Raw genomic sequence first — 17,330 nt, 5'->3', positions numbered from 1 at the left:
CGCTTGATTTTTTGTGCGGGGCTTTCTTTGGCTTTAGGTGATTTAGGCATAGTCATCTTAGGTGATTGAGTCCAATCCATCTTACCGTGTTTTCTCAACCAAGTAAGCACAGTTGAGCGACCTTGTATGCCATAAATTTTTTGGGCTTGTTTATAAGTCATATCGCCTTTTTCTACAGCGTCGACAACTTGTAATTTAAAGCCTAATGAATAATCTCGTTGTGTTCGTTTGATCGGTGTATTATTTGACTTGGTCATAATAAGTCCTAAATGTGTAAACACATTTCAGGACGAGACATTAAAACAAATAAAAAAGGCACCCAGTAAACTGGGTGCCTTCATAGCAAGAAAGGAGCACTTACTTTATAAATGCAAATGCATCTGCGTACATGTTTTCACGAATTGCACCATGTGCAATAAAGTCATCACGCACAATGCCAATCATGTCAAAACGGCCAGCCATATATATATCGTATGGCTCAAGAGACACTATATCAGCCATGACCGCTTTGTGAACAAAGCCTGTTTTGCCAGACCAACTTGCAGGGGCATTTTCCACAACGGGAATGTATTGAAAGTGAGGGTTACTCTCAGCCCAAGCTTGCATTTCGTCATGGGCATAAAGAGCCGATTCTTCACGCACACCCCAGTAAAACAACACGGGGCGATCACAGCCTATTTCAGCTAGGTGATCAGCCATCGATTTTGCATACGAAAAGCCCGTACCGCCCGCTAATAAAATGATAGGGCGTTCGCCTTCAGTGCGAAGTTGTGACACACCTAAACCAACTTCAACGTTAACCTGTTGTTGTTCTGTATGAGCGTGACGTAAGTGTTCAAGTGCCTGCATTGCATATGAATCCGCACCTGATGCGCCTATGTGTAATTCAATTTGCTCAGTTTGCGATGGGCGACTAGCAATTGAAAAGGCACGCTTATCTTTTTCGCCTAATACAAGTTGCATATATTGGCCTGCCTCGAATGACACAGGTTGCTGTGGTTTCAAAATGACCTTATGTACGTGGTCTGTAAGCGGGCTGATCGCAACAACGTCAGCGAGTAATGTTTGCATAGTTTACCTTTATAAAGCAGAGACGCATAACCGATTGCGAGTGCGCTCACAACCGTTAATTTTTGAGCAGTTTATCACAGACACAGCTTAGAGAATATCTAAGCTGTCCCATATTTCATCAACACGACCTTTAATTTTTGGGTCCATTACAATGGGCTCACCCCATTCCCGATCGGTTTCTCCAGGCCATTTATTTGTCGCATCCATTCCCATTTTTGAGCCTAGGCCAGAGACGGGTGATGCAAAGTCTAAATAGTCAATCGGTGTATTTTCAATCAGTGTGGTATCACGGGCAGGATCCATGCGTGTGGTTATCGCCCAGATCACGTCATTCCAATCACGTGCATTTACATCGTCATCACAGACAATGACAAACTTTGTATACATGAACTGGCGAAGAAATGACCATACACCCATCATTACGCGTTTTGCGTGGCCTGGGTATTGTTTTTTCATGGTCACGACAGCCATACGATATGAACAGCCTTCTGGGGGCAAATAGAAGTCGACAATTTCTGGAAATTGCTTTTGTAAAATAGGCACAAAGACTTCGTTTAATGCTACGCCTAATACCGCGGGTTCATCAGGTGGACGACCTGTATAAGTACTATGGTAGATTGGATTTTCACGATGCGTGATGTGCGTCACTGTCATAACAGGAAACTCATCTACCTCATTGTAATAGCCTGTATGGTCACCGTAGGGGCCCTCTGGGGCTGTTTCACCCGGCATAATATAGCCTTCTAAGATAAACTCAGCTGTTGCAGGCACTTGCAAGTCATTGGAAATAGATTTAACCACTTCGGTTTTACTACCGCGTAACAGGCCTGCGAATGCGTATTCACTGAGTGTATCTGGTACAGGTGTTACCGCGCCAAGAATAGTGGCAGGGTCTGCGCCAAGGGCTACCGACACTGGGTATGGCTCGTTCGGGTGTTCTTTGCACCACTCACGGAAATCAAGCGCGCCACCACGGTGAGATAACCAGCGCATAATGATTTTATTCTTACCTAATAATTGCTGACGGTAGATACCTAGGTTTTGGCGCTTTTTATAAGGTCCTTTGGTGACCGTCAGACCCCATGTGATAAGTGGTGCTGCATCACCCGGCCAACAGTGTTGAATAGGCAGTTTTGTTAAATCAACGTCATCGCCTTCAAGAATTACTTGTTGGCACGCTGCTTTTTTAACTTCCTTAGCTGGCATATTTAACACTTGTTTAAATACGGGGATTTGACCTAGCGCCTCTTTAATTCCTTTTGGTGGCTCTGGCTCTTTTAAAAATGCCAGTAACTTACCGACTTCGCGCAGTTCACTCACATCATTTTGCCCCATACCCATCGCAACACGCTTGGGTGTTCCGAATAAGTTGGCAAGTACAGGAATTGAGTGGCCTTTTGGATTTTCGAATAATAGGGCAGGGCCTTCAGCACGTAAGGTGCGATCGGCAATTTCGGTCATTTCTAGGTAGGGATCAATCTCTTGTTTGATCCGCTTTAGTTCACCCTTTTGTTCTAATAACTCGATAAATTCGCGAAGATCTTTGTATTTCATTTTGGTCGCTTAAACGCTGAAAAAACTGTCGCTATTATACTCAAAATCAATCTTTAAGCTAATTTAGCAGGGAGAATTCGCTGTTTTATTGGGCGAGAGCACAGTGGTATTTTTTACCTCTCAAAATGAGCATAGCCTCAGGACCTTTAGACCAAAAAAGTACGGTGTCATTACTGTACTTTACACCCGAGGCGCTGACTTGTCGGCTTAGTAAAAAAGACTCTTGTTGAAATGAAAGTGTTGCTTGCTCTTCATTGATGTCGGTAATACTCGCGATTTCTTCATCACACTTATAATTGTTTGGCCCACTTTGCTCGGCACAAGCACACAAGGTGACTAAAGCGAGCCCTAAAGTAAGTGGCTTAATCATGGAAACACCCCTGTTTTAATGAATCTACCCAAACCATTGGAAATGTGTTTCTTCAGATGGTGTGGATTTATAAGCTTAACAAAGAAAAATTAACCGTTGGTGAAAATACCAGGATAAGTTATGTTGTTATTGAAATTAATGGGCAAGGAGCCGCTATGGCTGGGACTAACTTATTAACCTTACTTGATGATATTACAACGCTTTTAGATGATATTGCGACGATGAGTAAAGTCGCAACTAAAAAAACAGCAGGGGTATTGGGTGACGACCTAGCACTCAATGCGCAACAAGTAACTGGGGTCACGGCTGATCGAGAATTACCCGTAGTCTGGGCTGTTGCAAAGGGATCGTTTATCAATAAAGCGATACTGGTACCTGCCGCATTATTGATTAGTGTGTGGTTACCTTGGCTTATTACGCCGCTTTTAATGATAGGTGGCTTATTTTTGTGCTTTGAAGGTGCTGAAAAAATTATTGAAAAGCTGTTTGATCACACAAAAGCTGAAGATGAATCTGCCATCGAACATCAAGACTTGCACGAATACGAAAAACAGAAAGTGAAAGGGGCTATTCGCACGGACTTTATCCTCTCAGCCGAAATTATTGTTATAACCTTGGGCACTGTTGCCGGTGCAACACTGGTTAATCAAGCATTGGTGTTAACGGTTATTGCAATCATTATGACTATCGGCGTTTATGGTCTTGTTGCAGGCATTGTAAAACTTGATGATGCCGGTTTGTATTTGCTGCAAAAAGCCCAGCAAACAGGCGGGAAATTTAAACAGTTATTAGGCACCTTTTTAGTCGCGGCAGCCCCTCAGTTGATGCGTTTTTTAGCGTTCGCAGGTACAGTTGCAATGTTTTTGGTTGGCGGTGGCATACTCGTTCACGGCATACCTGTGTTACATCACGCTCAGCAAGGCGCGAGTGAGTTTGCACTTACTTATCTTGGTAAAACAGGGGAAGTTGTAACACCGATTTTATTCGATGGTTTGCTTGGCGTCGCTGCGGGGATTGTGGTGGTGCTAGTGGTTGAGTTGTGGCACAAAGTGAGAAATTAAATAAAAAGTGCCGGCGAGAAACCTCGCCGGCAAGAAGTTAGCACGGGAACGTAAGCGTGCTAATGTGCAGGGTGTTCCTTTAAGCTATATAAACCCAAAGGTGTTTGTCTTCTGGCACTCATAGAATTCCTAAAACAAAGCAGGAGAGTTATTTTGCTCTTTCTATCTACACTTCATTATGCATCAGTTAAAGTGTGTTATAACATAACCTTGTTGGTGTAAATAACCAATGCGTTTGTTATTCATTGGTTTACTTTATTGGATGTTATAAAAAGTGGATTTAATCTGTGTTTAAATTACTGCAGTCGTAGCTTAGGCATAATTCAGCAAGTTCAATTTTAGCTTTGAGGTTGCCTTGTTGTGTGGCTTTATTGAGCCAATAGGCCGCTTTTTCTAGACTTTTTTGAGTGCCTTGACCATCGCGATACATTTGCCCTAAGTTAAGTTGCCCCCACGAATAACCCCCCTCTGCAGAAAGCGTAAAACTGTTTAGCGCTTCTGTGTAAAGCCCATCTTTAAAATAAGTGATACCTTCTTGATTGTGCTTATCAAGTTTTACGCCGGTATATAAGGGTTTCGGCTTTGGTGGGTGCATTACAAAGCCTCCGAATAAGCTATAAAGCTCAGGGCGCATGATTTTGTAAATGCTGTTGTCTTCATAAAATTGCTGTATTTGTTCTTTGCGAAAGGTCATGGTTTTACTTGAGAAATAATTATCTTGGACCAACATGCTTGTGCGCATAGCAATTTCAATGTCTTTATTATATTTATAGGTGTAATTACCGACACGAAAGGTCATGTTGTCATTATCAAATTCAACCAGTTGTGCCACTTTTAAATTATTAATCCGTTTTGGGGTGTCGGTAAATTTGTCAGCGTGGACAAAATACGTGTCGAACAGTTTTGGCTTATTTATATAACTAACTTCGTTCGTAGTTTGTTGATGAACACCAAGCACAGTTTGAATTAAAAAATAGCCTAAAAGTAACACGCCGGCAAAGTACTTAATAATCGAGAGCATTTCTAAAGTAGGAAGTGCGTACCAAGACACGGGAGTCATATAGCCACAATCATCACACTGGCGCTGATAACTGATTGATAGTGGGATAACTGGCAAAATAGTAAAACGCAGTATCTTGCTGTGATTGGTTAATGAATAATGCTCGCTTTGACAGTGGGGGCATGTTTTAGGTTGTTTGTAAAAAACATCAGCAGCAGCAGTATTAAAAAGTAGCATAGTGTCTTCCTTGGTAATAACTACAAACTAGAACAAATGCAGCAAGTTATAAAGATGCAAACTGTAACCAAATATGAATTTCAGTATGAAAGGCTTTTCACTTAGAGAATAAACCCATTCTCTGCTATGATCCTCTGAATCTTCGAGGATATCCCTCCACTATCAAGTTTGGAATGTTACTGTGACTGCTACTGCTTTTTCATCGTTGGCTTTGCCGCAAGAGTTAATCGATAATTTATCGACCTTAGGTTATTCACAAATGACGCCAGTGCAAGCGCAAAGTTTGCCGGTCATTTTGCAAGGAAAAGATATTATTGCCCAAGCTAAAACTGGCTCAGGGAAGACTGCTGCATTCAGTTTAGGCGTGCTGGCTAAATTAAATGTTAAACGTTTTCGAATCCAATCATTAATTCTCTGCCCAACGCGTGAATTAGCTGAGCAGGTTGCAGAAGAAGTCCGTAAGTTAGCGCGTAGTATTCACAATATTAAAGTACTTACTTTGTGTGGTGGCGTATCAATTGGACCGCAAATTGGTTCGCTTGAACATGGTGCACATATTATCGTAGGTACACCAGGGCGAGTCGATGACCATATTCGTAAAGGGACATTGCGCTTAGATGATGTTGAAACTTTAGTGCTTGATGAAGCCGATCAAATGCTCGACATGGGTTTTCAAGATACCTTAGATGCGATTGTTGAATGCATTCCAGCCCAGCGTCAAACATTATTGTTCAGTGCGACGTATCCGAAATCAATAGCAGCAATTGCAGAGCGTGTATTGAGCAATCCTGAGACTATAAAAGTTGAAGAAGAGCAGGCAAAGAGCACAATAAAACAGTACTTTTACAAACTTGATAATAACAAGCAGCGCTTTAATACTTTAAAACTTTTATTGTTAAAGTTTCAGCCAGAAAGTTGTGTGGTGTTCTGCAACACGAAAGTTGAGACTCAGCAAATTTGTGATGACCTTTTTGCTGAAGGATTTAGTGCCGTCGCATTGCATGGTGATTTAGAACAACGAGAACGAGAACGTACATTAATTCGTTTTTCTAATAAAAGCGCTTCAATTTTGGTCGCGACGGATGTTGCTGCACGCGGGCTTGATATTAATGATATGGATATGGTGGTGAATTACCACTTAGCACATGACCCTCAAACACATGTGCATCGTGTGGGCCGCACCGGGCGTGCAGGTAAAAAAGGGATTGCCTGTTCAATTTATGGTGAAGCTGAGCAGTTTAAAGTGGCACAAATAGGTGATCACTATGAAAAAGATTTTGAACCAGAGCCTATTCCGCCGTTTAGTTTATTAGAAAAGCCAGCTTATAAGCCTACAATGGCAACGCTTATGATTGATGCAGGTAAAAAGCAGAAAATTCGTGCGGGTGATATTTTAGGGGCGCTAACGGGTAAAGAAGGGGTCGCGGGACACCAAGTTGGTAAAATAAATGTACTTGATAATGTTGCCTTTATTGCTGTTGAGCGTGCTGCTGTTAAGCCTGCTCTGCGTAAATTAACAGAAGGTAATATTAAAAAGCGTAAAATACGAGCTCGTCGATTAACGCGCTAAAATTAATGTGAGCAATTCGCCTTGAGTTGCTCATATTCTTGCCGTATTTTTTTGAACTTGGTAGCAGAACCTTGTCGATCAGGGTGATACTTTAAGGCGAGTTGTCGCCACCGTTTTTGCAGCTCTCTATATGAATAATCTGCAGGGAGTTGCCAGTGTTGTATGATCGGGTAAAGTTGCTCAGCTGATACTTGAGTAAGACAGAAGCGATTGTGTGTGCTAAAACGCTGCCAAAATTGGTCAAGTAATGCATCAATGGCGTCTCGTGACGTGTCATAGTTTTGCCAATCTAAATAATATGCTCTTAGCGGATCGTCTTTTTCTGGACGGTCTGTAGGGCATGTATCTATAAGCTCTATATGAAGCGATGCAATCTCTAATCGCTGGGTCGGGGCTAGCTGTGCTTGTAACTGATACAATCCGTTCATAATTAGAAAATTACGTTTAAAGAGGTTTTTTTGCGGGTCTTCATCGAGTTGCTTAAGGTAATTCGTCTCTCCCAGCGCGCTGGCTAGCGTATGCACCTTCCAAGTAGACTGTCGTAGAAGAAGGTAAAAAATCTCATCAATCAGTGGGTTAACCATTGTTCGTAGGCCAATGTTTAGTGTAATCTTAAAGTATATACGCTAACACAGCTGCGTTATTGAAACTACGATCATGTTTTAGGTTTAAAGGAATGCATTTGGCGATGCTTTAGCGAGTTCTGCTAATGCACGCTTGGTTGATTTTTAGGGATATAAACATATGCACATCACATTGCGCCTCAGCTTGCTTTATTCAACGCTCGCGTGTGTCTGTTTGTTTTTTACGTCTCCTAGTTTTTCATCTCACTCATTGTTTGAGCAGTTTACGCAATCACAGCAATGGGATGAGAAAAAACAACTTTCAATAAAGCTGCTAGCCGCACCTAATATCACATCCGATGAAAAATTAGAGGTTTATCTACAGTTAGCTGACTTTGCACTAGAGAAAGATAATTTCTCTGCTGCAGTGGAACACTATCAACTGGCTGCAACATCAACCTCTTTTGAAGAGCATCCACAACGTTATTTTCAAGCTCTTAAAATGCAAGGTGTGACCTATTATTATCAAGGGTTAATGCAGCAAGCCGTGAGTGCGTATATGCGAGCCTTGAGTGTTGCAAGAAATATGGAGCAGCCAATTTCTGAAGCTAATCTTTTGAGTAATATTGGTCTTGCTTACTTCAATATGTTTAATATGAATCAAGCGCTTGATTATTATAAACAAGCGAAAACGATTTACGATAAATATGGAACAGCACAAGATAAAGCGGATATTTTGCACAATATAGCGGGTATTTATATCCGTTTGTCTAGCTACGATATTGCACTGGATATGTATCGAGAAGCACTGGCTATTTTTCAAAAGCTTAATGATGAAGATGGTATCGCTCAATCTTATGGCAATATGGGAGTGGCTTACTCAGAGCTTGGCGAGTATCAACTGTCACTGCATTACTACCAGCGTGCTTTGCGCCATTACCAAGAAACGAATGATGCATACTACCTGTCCTCTCGACACGGTAACATTGCTAACGTGTACTTGCGAACGGGCGATCTTGAGATGGCCTTAAATCACACGGAAAAAGCGATAAAATTCGCAAAGCAAATTGATAATAAGGGGCTCGAGTTAGCGGGGTTATTATCACAAGCGAAAATCGAGCTGTTACAAGGGAAGTTACCTGAAGCAGAAGTCACACTTAACACATCTGTTAGTATGGCGAAAGAGTATAAAGATGAGCTCAGAGTACTCGATGGTTTGGGTATGCATGCATTGATAAAAGCGGGTCAAGGAGACTTTGAAAGTGCAGTGTCATACTTTGATAGCTTTGTTCGCAAAATGAATGCTTCTAAAAATGAACAGCTTTTAAAATCATTGGGTAAACTACAAAGCCAAATTCAAGCCAGTCAGTTAAATCAAGAAATTGTCGATCTTAAGCAACATCAGCATGTGCAAGAGCTCGAAATGTCTAAACAACGCCAGCTAACGATCATGCTGTTCATTTTGTTTGTAATGATTGTTGTGACAGGAATTACTCTTTACCGACGCAAGATTGAAAAAGAGGCGAAGGAGCAACTCTCTTTAATGGTGGCTAAGCGCACCCAAGAACTTGAAGAAATTGCAGAGCAGTTGCGTAGTGCAAATGATATCAAAAGTCAGTTTCTTGCCAATATTAGCCATGAAATCCGCACTCCACTGACTGCTATTCTTGGTCAAACCGATCATTTAATGAATGGTCTTTATAAGCCTGAGAAGTTGAATGAAGAACTTGCGGTTATTCAAAAACAAAGTGATCACTTAAAAGAGCTTATTAATGATGTACTTGATATTAGTAAGATTGAGGCGAATAAACTTGAGTTGAACTTAGAAGAGGGCAACTTAGTGGAATTACTGACAGATGTGCATTGTATGCTGAGCGGTCAGGCGAAAGAGAAAGGATTAAAATTTGCGTTTCAAAATCAACTTGGTGAGCAGTTTTTCAGCTACTTAGATTTTACGCGTGTAAAACAGATATTAATAAACTTATGCGCGAATGCCATCAAGTTTACTCAGCAAGGAGAAGTTGAGTTACATGTATCGCGCGTCGAGCAAGGCATTGTGTTTCGCATTAGAGATACCGGCATTGGCATGAATGCTGAGCAATTGAAACTAATTTTTGATTGCTTTAGTCAGGGTGATAACAGTATTAGTCGTCGTTTTGGTGGTACTGGGCTTGGACTTAGCTTGTCGCAGCAATTGGCGATGATGATGGGCGGGTACATCAGTGTTGAGAGCGAGGCGAATAAAGGCAGTGAGTTCTCTTTTTACTTACCCTGTAAAGAACTTGAGCCTGCGGCGTATATTGATGACAATCAAGCGATTACACACTCAGCTTCTAAAGGATTGTCAGGCAAAGTATTACTTGCCGAAGATCACCCAGATAACAGACGCTTAATTTGCCGTTATTTAGAATCTATGGGGCTAGAAGTCATTACAGCAGAAAATGGTGAGCAGGCTGTTGAGCAATGTTTAAAAGAGTTCCCAGATGTGGTGTTACTCGATATTCAAATGCCAGTACTTGATGGTTTAAGCGCATTGAAGCTATTACAAAAATGTGGCTTTACTCAACCTGTATACGCATTAACTGCGAATGCGATTAGCCACCAAATTGAAGGTTATTTAGAAGCGGGTTTTACTGGGTATCTTGCTAAGCCAATCGATAAAAAAGTGTTTTACACGCAGCTTGCAAAGCATTGTAAAAGTACCTCTCAACTAGCTAATTCAATGCCCGATACGCGTGATCTTGTCACTAGCTTTATCAATAGTTTTGCCTACGAAGCGGACTTGATTCAGCAGCATTTCTCAGCGGATGATTTAATGAGCTTACAACAAGATGCTCATCGAATTGGAGGGGCTGCAAAAATGTTTGCCTTAGATGATATTGCACACAGTGCTTTAGCACTCGAGCTGGCCATAAAAAACAAGACAGCGTTTGAAATTAATCACTTAGTAACGCAACTACTCGAGCTTATGCACTGCACACGTTTAGCTCAAAATAGCTCAATATCACCATCTTGAGCTTGTTTTATTTCTTCGTCATTGATGAATCGTGAGCGGTCTACTCGCTTTTTTAAATCAATGCTAGGGTAGGTCACTTTAAACATCGACAACTTATTATCTATTGAATGTGCGAGATTAACGAGATCCTTACTTGAAACGGCTTGAATTTGCGTGCTGGATAATGCATCTGAGTTAATTTCAACCATAGAGTCAATACTTGCTTGTGCTTCATCAGACATTTGGCTTTGCAGTGCAACTTGTGCGTGAATACTTTCTGATAAAGCATCGATGGCTAACATCGCTTGTTCTATTTTATTTGTTTCACGTGTTGATTCGTCAGATAGCTTAACGGTGTGCTCTGTTTCTTTTAATGCCTTTTGCATCAACTGATTCGCTTGCTCAGTATTATGCTGAATTTTAGCAACCATATTTCGAACTTCTTGTGTTGATTTACTTGTGCGTGCAGCTAAGTTTCGAACCTCATCAGCTACCACTGCAAACCCTCTTCCTTGCTCGCCTGCTCGGGCTGCTTCAATGGCGGCATTAAGAGCCAATAAGTTAGTTTGTTCGGCAATACTATTAATGACCTCAATCACAGAACCTATTGCGTCGCTATCTTGCTTGAGCAAAACAATTTGTTGGCTTGTTTGATTAATATTATCGGCGAGTTTTAATAAACTTGATTGACTCTTATCAGTGTCTAAACGGGTTTGTTTTACGGAATTCGTGGCATTTGAAACCGCGTGATAAATTTGCTCTAAACTTCGATCGAGCTCTCTTGATACGTCAATGGTACGCTTTATTGTTATGGCGAGATCGACACCGTGAGCATCTTGAATCGTGGCTTTTTGGGTCATAGAGGCATAAGTGTCTCTTAGTGCATCCGCCATAGGGAGCAATCGCGCAGAAGAAAAATAAATCTCTCCGAGCAAGTGCTCTACTGTGGTTAAACTTTCATTTAATGCATGGCATGCTTGCGGTAAATTAGGGTTATTTTCATCAAAACGAAAGGAGAAGTTAATACCTTGCTCTGCGGTCATATTCGTCGCAAAGTCATTTAAGAAGTCCAGCTGCTGCTTGTCTGTCGAATAGAGACTATAAATCATTACTGCCCACGGTCCACAGATAAAGAGACTGAGTATAAGTAGAGCCGAAGTAGAGAAATCAAACACAGCAAAACTAGCAATACACCCCAGTAAGCTTGTTAAAAACAGAGCGATTGCTATTTTAATGCGCGTCATTGAGTGTTCCTAAGCATTTCATCTCATTATTTATAGAACAGCTTTCAATGAAATTCCATTTATATTATGAACTTATATTAACCTGAAATAACACTTACCCACGTGGCTAAGTGACAGTGGTTGTTATCAGTGATAGATATTTCTTATTTAGAACAACAAAATAACACAAGAGTAGGCAGGGGTATTACTTGCTTCAAATAGAGTATTGAATGCAGCGAATGGGTATCAAAGGGGCTTCTTTTGGGCAAAAAAAATGCCTGTTTAATACAGGCATTTACTTAAAATATTCAAATGTGATTATTGACGTTTCATTGAATCGAAAAACTCGTCATTGGTTTTGCTCATTGACAGTTTATCAATTAAAAATTCCATCGCATCAATTTCTGACATGTCATGTACGATCTTACGTAAGATCCACATTTTTTGTAGCTCATCAGGTTTAGTCAGCAACTCTTCGCGACGTGTACCAGAGCGGTTAAAGTCAATGGCAGGGAATACACGTCTTTCAGCAATCTTACGATTTAAGTGTAATTCCATATTACCAGTGCCCTTAAACTCTTCGTAGATAACTTCGTCCATTTTCGAACCAGTATCAATAAGCGCTGTCGCGATGATTGTCAGGCTTCCGCCTTCTTCAACGTTACGTGCCGCACCGAAGAAACGCTTAGGCTTATGTAATGCGTTTGCATCAACACCACCGGTTAGTACTTTACCCGATGAAGGAATTACCGTGTTGTATGCACGAGCAAGACGTGTAATTGAGTCAAGTAAGATAACCACGTCTTTTTTGTGCTCTACAAGGCGTTTTGCTTTCTCGATTACCATTTCAGCAACCTGAACGTGACGGCTTGCAGGCTCATCGAATGTTGAAGCAATCACTTCACCTTTTACAAGGCGCTGCATTTCGGTTACTTCTTCAGGACGCTCATCGATAAGTAATACCATCAGCTCACAGTCTGGTTGGTTATAACTGATCGATTGGGCGATATTTTGCAGAAGCATCGTTTTACCTGCTTTCGGCGGTGCAACGATAAGTGCGCGCTGACCTTTACCAATTGGCGAGGCTAAATCGAGTACACGCGCTGTGATGTCTTCTGTACTACCATTACCGCGCTCCATACGTAAACGTTCATTTGCGTGGAGTGGAGTAAGGTTTTCAAAAAGGATTTTAGTGCGTGAGTTTTCAGGTTTATCGAAGTTTACTTCATTTACTTTCAGTAAAGCGAAGTAACGTTCACCATCTTTCGGTGGACGAATCAAACCGGAAATAGAGTCACCAGTACGCATGCTGAATCGACGGATTTGACTCGGAGATACATAAATATCGTCAGGACCGGCTAGGTAAGATGCTTCAGATGATCTCAAGAAACCAAAACCATCTTGTAAGATTTCTAATACACCGCCGCCATAAATGTTCTCACCGCTTTTTGCGTGTGCTTTAAGAATGGCGAAAATAATGTCTTGTTTTCTTAAACGGGCTACGTTTTCGAGCCCCATGGACTCAGCTAAGTTTACAAGCTCTTTGATAGACTTGTCTTTTAATTCGCGTAAATGCATATTGGTGGGTTCTTTATTACAATTGTCATACTCAAAATCGTCGTTTGATACATGAGTGAGGTTTGTTGGTATAACTAAGGATTAGTTGGCTTTATAAACTAGCAGGTCACTAGCAAGGCGTCCAGTCTTTAAACAAAATAAAGCTAAAAAAAGGGCAAAAAGCCCTTTTTTTATTATTTCATTAGATGTTGTTTTCTAAAAACTCAACTAATTGAGTCTTAGAAAGGGCACCTACTTTAGTGGCTGCAACTTGACCATCTTTGAAAAGAAGAAGTGTAGGGATACCACGAATACCAAATTTAGGTGGTGTGCCTGCATTTTGGTCAATATTCAGTTTTGCAACGGTAACACGACCATCAAAATCGCCTGCTACTTCGTCAAGAATTGGGGCGATCATCTTACAAGGTCCGCACCATTCTGCCCAAAAATCAACAAGTACAGGTTTGTCTGATTGAAGTACGTCAGCTTCAAAGCTATCGTCAGTTAATTGAATAATTTTCTCGCTCATTGCGATCTCCGATAAGTTAGGCGAAATATTTAATGCGTATTTAAACACTCTTGTTTCTTATTGCAAGTTTAAACGTTATGCTTAAACGCTATGACTAAGACACATTTGACCGATAAAAAGTTTTCAGACTTTGCTATCGCACCGGAAGTGGTTGCCGGTTTAACCGAAAATGGGTTTGAATATTGCACACCCATACAAGCTAAATGCCTACCTTTTATTTGTGAGGGCCGTGATATTGCGGGTCAAGCACAAACAGGTACGGGCAAAACGTTGGCGTTTTTAACGGCCACGTGCCATCGGTTATTACAATCTAGCAAAGCACCTAGTAAACATCCAAGAGCCCTGATCATGGCCCCTACGCGGGAGCTGGCGATTCAGATACACAAAGATGCAAAAATTTTAGCGCCACATTGTAATCTTAACTTAGGATTAGTATATGGTGGCGAAGATTATGAAAAACAACGTGCACAACTAGAAAAAGGCGTTGATATTTTAATTGGGACGACTGGACGCCTTATCGACCTTTATAAGCAGGGCTGTTATACCCTGAACGAAATTGAGGTTGTTGTGCTTGATGAAGCGGATCGCATGTTTGATTTAGGCTTCATTAAAGACATTCGTTATATGTTCAGACGTATGCCGGAAGCATCTGAGCGTTTAAATTTATTGTTTTCAGCGACCTTATCGTATCGTGTACAGGAATTAGCATTTGAACATATGACTAATCCTGAGCATGTACAAATTGAACCTGATGTGAAAACAGGTAAGCGCATTCAGGAAGAGCTCTTTCATCCATCACAAGATGATAAAATTAAGTTGTTGTTAACCTTAATTGAAGAAGAATGGCCTGAAAAAGCCATTGTGTTTGCAAATACCAAACACAGTTGTGAAAACGTGTATGCGTGGATGAAGGCGGATGGGCATCGCGTTGGGTTATTGACTGGTGATGTTAACCAGAAAAAACGTCAGTCAATTCTGGCGCAATTTACCAAAGGTGATTTAGACTTTTTAGTTGCGACCGATGTTGCAGCTCGTGGTTTACATATTCCAGAAGTAAGTCACGTATTTAATTTTGATTTGCCAGATGATTGTGAAGACTATGTACACCGAATTGGACGTACAGGACGTGCTGGCGCATCAGGCCATGCAATCAGCTTTGCCTGCGAACAGTATGCTTATAATCTTCACGAAATCGAAGAATACATAGAGCACAGCATTCCATTATCACATTATGATAAAAGTGCATTGCTTGATGATTTAACAAAGCCTACTATTCAGAAAAAGCGGAACTATTCAACAGGCCCACGTAATCGTAATAACAACGGACGTCGACCAAATAATAGTTACCAAAAATCACGGTCATCATAACTGGCCGTTGTTTAAGACGTAGTAGTAACTAGAGGTTTTTGAACGGTGGGGCAACTTCAACCGCAAAAAAATGTGTATGCAGTTATCGATTTAGGATCAAACAGCTTCCATATGCTGATTGCCAAATCGATGGCTGGCGGCCTACAAACTATTGGCCGAGTCAAACGCAAAGTAAGGCTAGCAGCAGGACTTGATGAAAACAATGTTCTAAGTACTGAAGCCATGCAACGAGGCTGGGAATGCCTCGCCTTGTTCGCTGAACGTTTACAAGATATACCAAAGAAAAATATCACCATTGTTGCAACCGCAACACTGCGCCTTGCTATTAATGCCGATGTATTTCAACAAAAAGCTGAGAAAATCCTTGGCCATAAAATCAATGTTATAAGTGGCGAGTTAGAAGCAAAGACTATCTATAAAGGGGTTGCTCATACATCTTCATGTGGTGGTCGACAGCTGGTTATTGATATTGGTGGAGCAAGCACTGAGGTTGTCATTGGAAAAGGTTTTGACGCGTTGCATTATAAGAGCCTCAACATGGGGTGTGTCACTTTCCTTGAGCGCTATTTCAAAGATCAAAAGCTTAGTAACAAAAATTTCAATACCGCTATTAAAGCAGCGCGAGATGTTGTTGAAGATATTGTACCTGAATATAAAGCTGCTGGATGGGAGATTGCCAGTGGTGCATCCGGTACAGTTCAAGCCATTCAAGAGATTATGGTTGCGCAAAACCAGGATGAGTTACTAACGCTAGATAAACTGTTAGCAATTAAAGAACAGTCAGTCACGTTTGACACCATTGCTGATCTTGAATTACCTGGTCTTAGTGAAGAGCGTCGTTTAGTGTTTGTATCTGGACTTGCAATTCTTATTGCTTTATTTGAATCGTTAGAAATAAAGCAAATGGGGCTTGCGCGCGGTGCATTGCGTGAAGGTGTGTTATATAGCATGGTGCCTGAGCTACATAATCATGATATTCGCAAACGCACCGTTGATGGTTTAATGAATCGTTACCATGTTGATCAGAAACAAGCGTGCCGAGTAGCGCAACTTGCGGAACAACTGGCAATAAGTGTAATGAACCAATGGCAATCAATGGATAGTAATGCGATTGCACTGTTAAAGACTGTGGCAAAATTGCATGAGATTGGTTTGCTAATCGAATATAAGCTTTACCATAAACATACGGCCTATATATTAGAAAACACAGACATGCCTGGCTTTTCACAGTCAGAGCATAAACTTATTACAGCAGTAGCGAATGGGCACCGGGCTGATCTTGCAAAAAATAGCTTTGCATATCTAGGGTGTAATGAGCAATTAGCTGAATGCCTAACACGTATCATTCGGATCGCAGTGATCTTATCGATGCGTCGCCAAGACGATGTATTACCAGCGCTAGGTCTAAGTGTAGATAAAAATGCGCTTATACTGACATTTGATAGTGATTGGTTAAAATATCACCCACTAATGGCAAGTGAGCTACAACTAGAGTCCAAGTTACAAGCGAAAGTTGGTTGGAAGCTCATAATCAAATAACTAAAAAAGGCCCTTCAGGGCCTTTTTTAGTATTGTTTTTACCCGTTTCGTTCGTATTTTGCACGAACAGTCATTTTTTTCATAAAAACATAAAAAAACAGTTGATCTGAATTCGGATCTCCCTATAATGCGACCCCACTGAGACGGCAGACTGCAACGCTTAGCGAGGCAAGAGCAACTCAGGGTGTTAAGTAAAACTTAGTTTCGAAAAATTAAATTTTCTCAAAATTAAGTATTGACAAAAAAATAGGAAAGCGTAATATACGCAGCCCTAGCGAGTTAAAGTGAAACGCTTTAATCGCAACGTTCTTTAACAATATAAAGCAATCATCTGTGTGGGCACTCGTACAGATTGAGTTCTAACAGTCGAGCTACTTAGGTAGTAAGACAAACAAATTTAGAGTCTCAATTTAAACTGAGTGACCAACGGAAATAAGTTTACTTATTTCAGCACAGTCAATTCAACATCGAAAGATGTTAAATAAATTCAGAATTCATTGAGCATGTCCGCTCCCTTATGGGAAGGACAGAAAAAACTTTTAATTGAAGAGTTTGATCATGGCTCAGATTGAACGCTGGCGGCAGGCCTAACACATGCAAGTCGAGCGGTAACAGAGAGTAGCTTGCTACTCTGCTGACGAGCGGCGGACGGGTGAGTAATGCTTGGGAATGTACCTTATGGTGGGGGACAAC

Annotated in this window: 14 protein-coding genes and 1 rRNA gene; 6 read left to right on the top strand and 9 right to left on the bottom strand. The window is 41.1% G+C overall.

Translation table 11 applies throughout. The features are described from left to right. From LPA49_RS21730 to LPA49_RS21715, 4 genes are all read right to left on the bottom strand, one after another. Positions 1-257, bottom strand: a 257-nt coding sequence (locus LPA49_RS21730; RefSeq protein ID WP_326847808.1) for a helix-turn-helix domain-containing protein, incomplete at its 3' end; no start/stop codon positions are given. A 100-nt stretch (positions 258-357) separates the two neighbouring features. After that, positions 358-1,071 (bottom strand): NAD(P)H-flavin reductase, encoded by a 714-nt coding sequence (fre, locus tag LPA49_RS21725; RefSeq protein ID WP_036974438.1) that lies wholly within the window; start codon positions 1,069-1,071, stop codon positions 358-360. Positions 1,072-1,158: 87 nt separating this feature from the next. Continuing rightward, a complete protein-coding gene (gene ubiD, locus LPA49_RS21720) occupies positions 1,159-2,625 on the bottom strand; it encodes a 4-hydroxy-3-polyprenylbenzoate decarboxylase (protein ID WP_230237756.1) in 1,467 nt (488 codons plus the stop codon). Positions 2,626-2,710: 85 nt separating this feature from the next. After that, entirely contained in the window at positions 2,711-2,995 is a 285-nt protein-coding gene (locus LPA49_RS21715) for an MliC family protein (RefSeq protein WP_206770688.1), read from the bottom strand. 155 nt (positions 2,996-3,150) lie between these two features. On the opposite strand from LPA49_RS21715, the gene LPA49_RS21710 reads away from it, so the two are divergent. Beyond that, the gene (locus LPA49_RS21710) at positions 3,151-4,056 is read left to right on the top strand and encodes a DUF808 domain-containing protein (RefSeq protein ID WP_036974469.1); all 906 of its coding nucleotides are present in this window, start codon (positions 3,151-3,153) and stop codon (positions 4,054-4,056) included. 280 nt (positions 4,057-4,336) lie between these two features. Here the strand turns inward: LPA49_RS21710 and LPA49_RS21705 are convergent, their stop codons facing one another. Further along, positions 4,337-5,293 carry a tetratricopeptide repeat protein gene (locus tag LPA49_RS21705; RefSeq protein WP_118843891.1) on the bottom strand — a complete coding sequence of 319 codons (957 nt, stop codon included), beginning with the start codon at positions 5,291-5,293 and terminating at the stop codon, positions 4,337-4,339. A gap of 181 nt (positions 5,294-5,474) precedes the next feature. On the opposite strand from LPA49_RS21705, the gene dbpA reads away from it, so the two are divergent. Beyond that, entirely contained in the window at positions 5,475-6,863 is a 1,389-nt protein-coding gene (dbpA, locus tag LPA49_RS21700) for an ATP-dependent RNA helicase DbpA (protein WP_036974444.1), read from the top strand. Between the two features lie 2 nt (positions 6,864-6,865). Here dbpA and LPA49_RS21695 read toward each other — a convergent pair whose 3' ends face one another. After that, positions 6,866-7,447, bottom strand: coding sequence for a DNA-J related domain-containing protein (locus tag LPA49_RS21695; protein ID WP_118843892.1), 582 nt, complete (start codon positions 7,445-7,447; stop codon positions 6,866-6,868). Positions 7,448-7,607: 160 nt separating this feature from the next. Between LPA49_RS21695 and LPA49_RS21690 the strand changes: the two genes are divergently transcribed. Further along, on the top strand, positions 7,608-10,442 hold the full coding sequence (locus tag LPA49_RS21690; RefSeq protein WP_230237755.1) for a tetratricopeptide repeat protein: 2,835 nt from the start codon (positions 7,608-7,610) through the stop codon (positions 10,440-10,442). Here LPA49_RS21690 and LPA49_RS22380 read toward each other — a convergent pair. The 3 genes from LPA49_RS22380 to trxA form a co-directional block, all read right to left on the bottom strand. Continuing rightward, on the bottom strand, positions 10,415-11,665 hold the full coding sequence (locus tag LPA49_RS22380; RefSeq protein WP_065978896.1) for a methyl-accepting chemotaxis protein: 1,251 nt from the start codon (positions 11,663-11,665) through the stop codon (positions 10,415-10,417). The two genes, LPA49_RS21690 and LPA49_RS22380, sit on opposite strands and share 28 nt — an antisense overlap. Before the next feature lie 297 nt (positions 11,666-11,962). After that, complete coding sequence (gene rho, locus LPA49_RS21680) at positions 11,963-13,222, bottom strand: transcription termination factor Rho (RefSeq protein ID WP_036974448.1); 1,260 nt, start codon at positions 13,220-13,222, stop codon at positions 11,963-11,965. A 181-nt stretch (positions 13,223-13,403) separates the two neighbouring features. Beyond that, a complete protein-coding gene (gene trxA / locus LPA49_RS21675) occupies positions 13,404-13,730 on the bottom strand; it encodes a thioredoxin TrxA (RefSeq protein WP_036974472.1) in 327 nt (108 codons plus the stop codon). Between the two features lie 90 nt (positions 13,731-13,820). On the opposite strand from trxA, the gene rhlB reads away from it, so the two are divergent. The 3 genes from rhlB to LPA49_RS21660 all read left to right on the top strand — a co-directional run. Further along, a complete protein-coding gene (gene rhlB, locus LPA49_RS21670) occupies positions 13,821-15,098 on the top strand; it encodes an ATP-dependent RNA helicase RhlB (RefSeq protein WP_036974450.1) in 1,278 nt (425 codons plus the stop codon). Between the two features lie 45 nt (positions 15,099-15,143). After that, positions 15,144-16,637, top strand: a complete 1,494-nt coding sequence (gene gppA / locus LPA49_RS21665; protein WP_036974452.1) for a guanosine-5'-triphosphate,3'-diphosphate diphosphatase — start codon at positions 15,144-15,146, stop codon at positions 16,635-16,637. A gap of 540 nt (positions 16,638-17,177) precedes the next feature. Beyond that, positions 17,178-17,330, top strand: a 16S ribosomal RNA gene (locus LPA49_RS21660); the annotation flags it as partial.

This window comes from Pseudoalteromonas sp. MB41, from assembly GCF_020966275.1.
GTDB classification, from domain to species: Bacteria; Pseudomonadota; Gammaproteobacteria; order Enterobacterales; family Alteromonadaceae; genus Pseudoalteromonas; species Pseudoalteromonas lipolytica.
This window is presented reverse-complemented; position numbering and strand designations above follow the sequence as displayed.

Coding starts and splice junctions, on each gene's coding strand:
- fre (WP_036974438.1), bottom strand. CDS start 1,071: ATGCAAACATTACTCGCTGACGTTGTTGCGATCAGCCCGCTTACAGAC.
- ubiD (WP_230237756.1), bottom strand. CDS start 2,625: ATGAAATACAAAGATCTTCGCGAATTTATCGAGTTATTAGAACAAAAG.
- LPA49_RS21715 (WP_206770688.1), bottom strand. CDS start 2,995: ATGATTAAGCCACTTACTTTAGGGCTCGCTTTAGTCACCTTGTGTGCT.
- LPA49_RS21710 (WP_036974469.1), top strand. CDS start 3,151: ATGGCTGGGACTAACTTATTAACCTTACTTGATGATATTACAACGCTT.
- LPA49_RS21705 (WP_118843891.1), bottom strand. CDS start 5,293: ATGCTACTTTTTAATACTGCTGCTGCTGATGTTTTTTACAAACAACCT.
- LPA49_RS21695 (WP_118843892.1), bottom strand. CDS start 7,447: ATGGTTAACCCACTGATTGATGAGATTTTTTACCTTCTTCTACGACAG.
- LPA49_RS21690 (WP_230237755.1), top strand. CDS start 7,608: ATGCACATCACATTGCGCCTCAGCTTGCTTTATTCAACGCTCGCGTGT.
- LPA49_RS22380 (WP_065978896.1), bottom strand. CDS start 11,665: ATGACGCGCATTAAAATAGCAATCGCTCTGTTTTTAACAAGCTTACTG.
- rho (WP_036974448.1), bottom strand. CDS start 13,222: ATGCATTTACGCGAATTAAAAGACAAGTCTATCAAAGAGCTTGTAAAC.
- trxA (WP_036974472.1), bottom strand. CDS start 13,730: ATGAGCGAGAAAATTATTCAATTAACTGACGATAGCTTTGAAGCTGAC.
- rhlB (WP_036974450.1), top strand. CDS start 13,821: ATGACTAAGACACATTTGACCGATAAAAAGTTTTCAGACTTTGCTATC.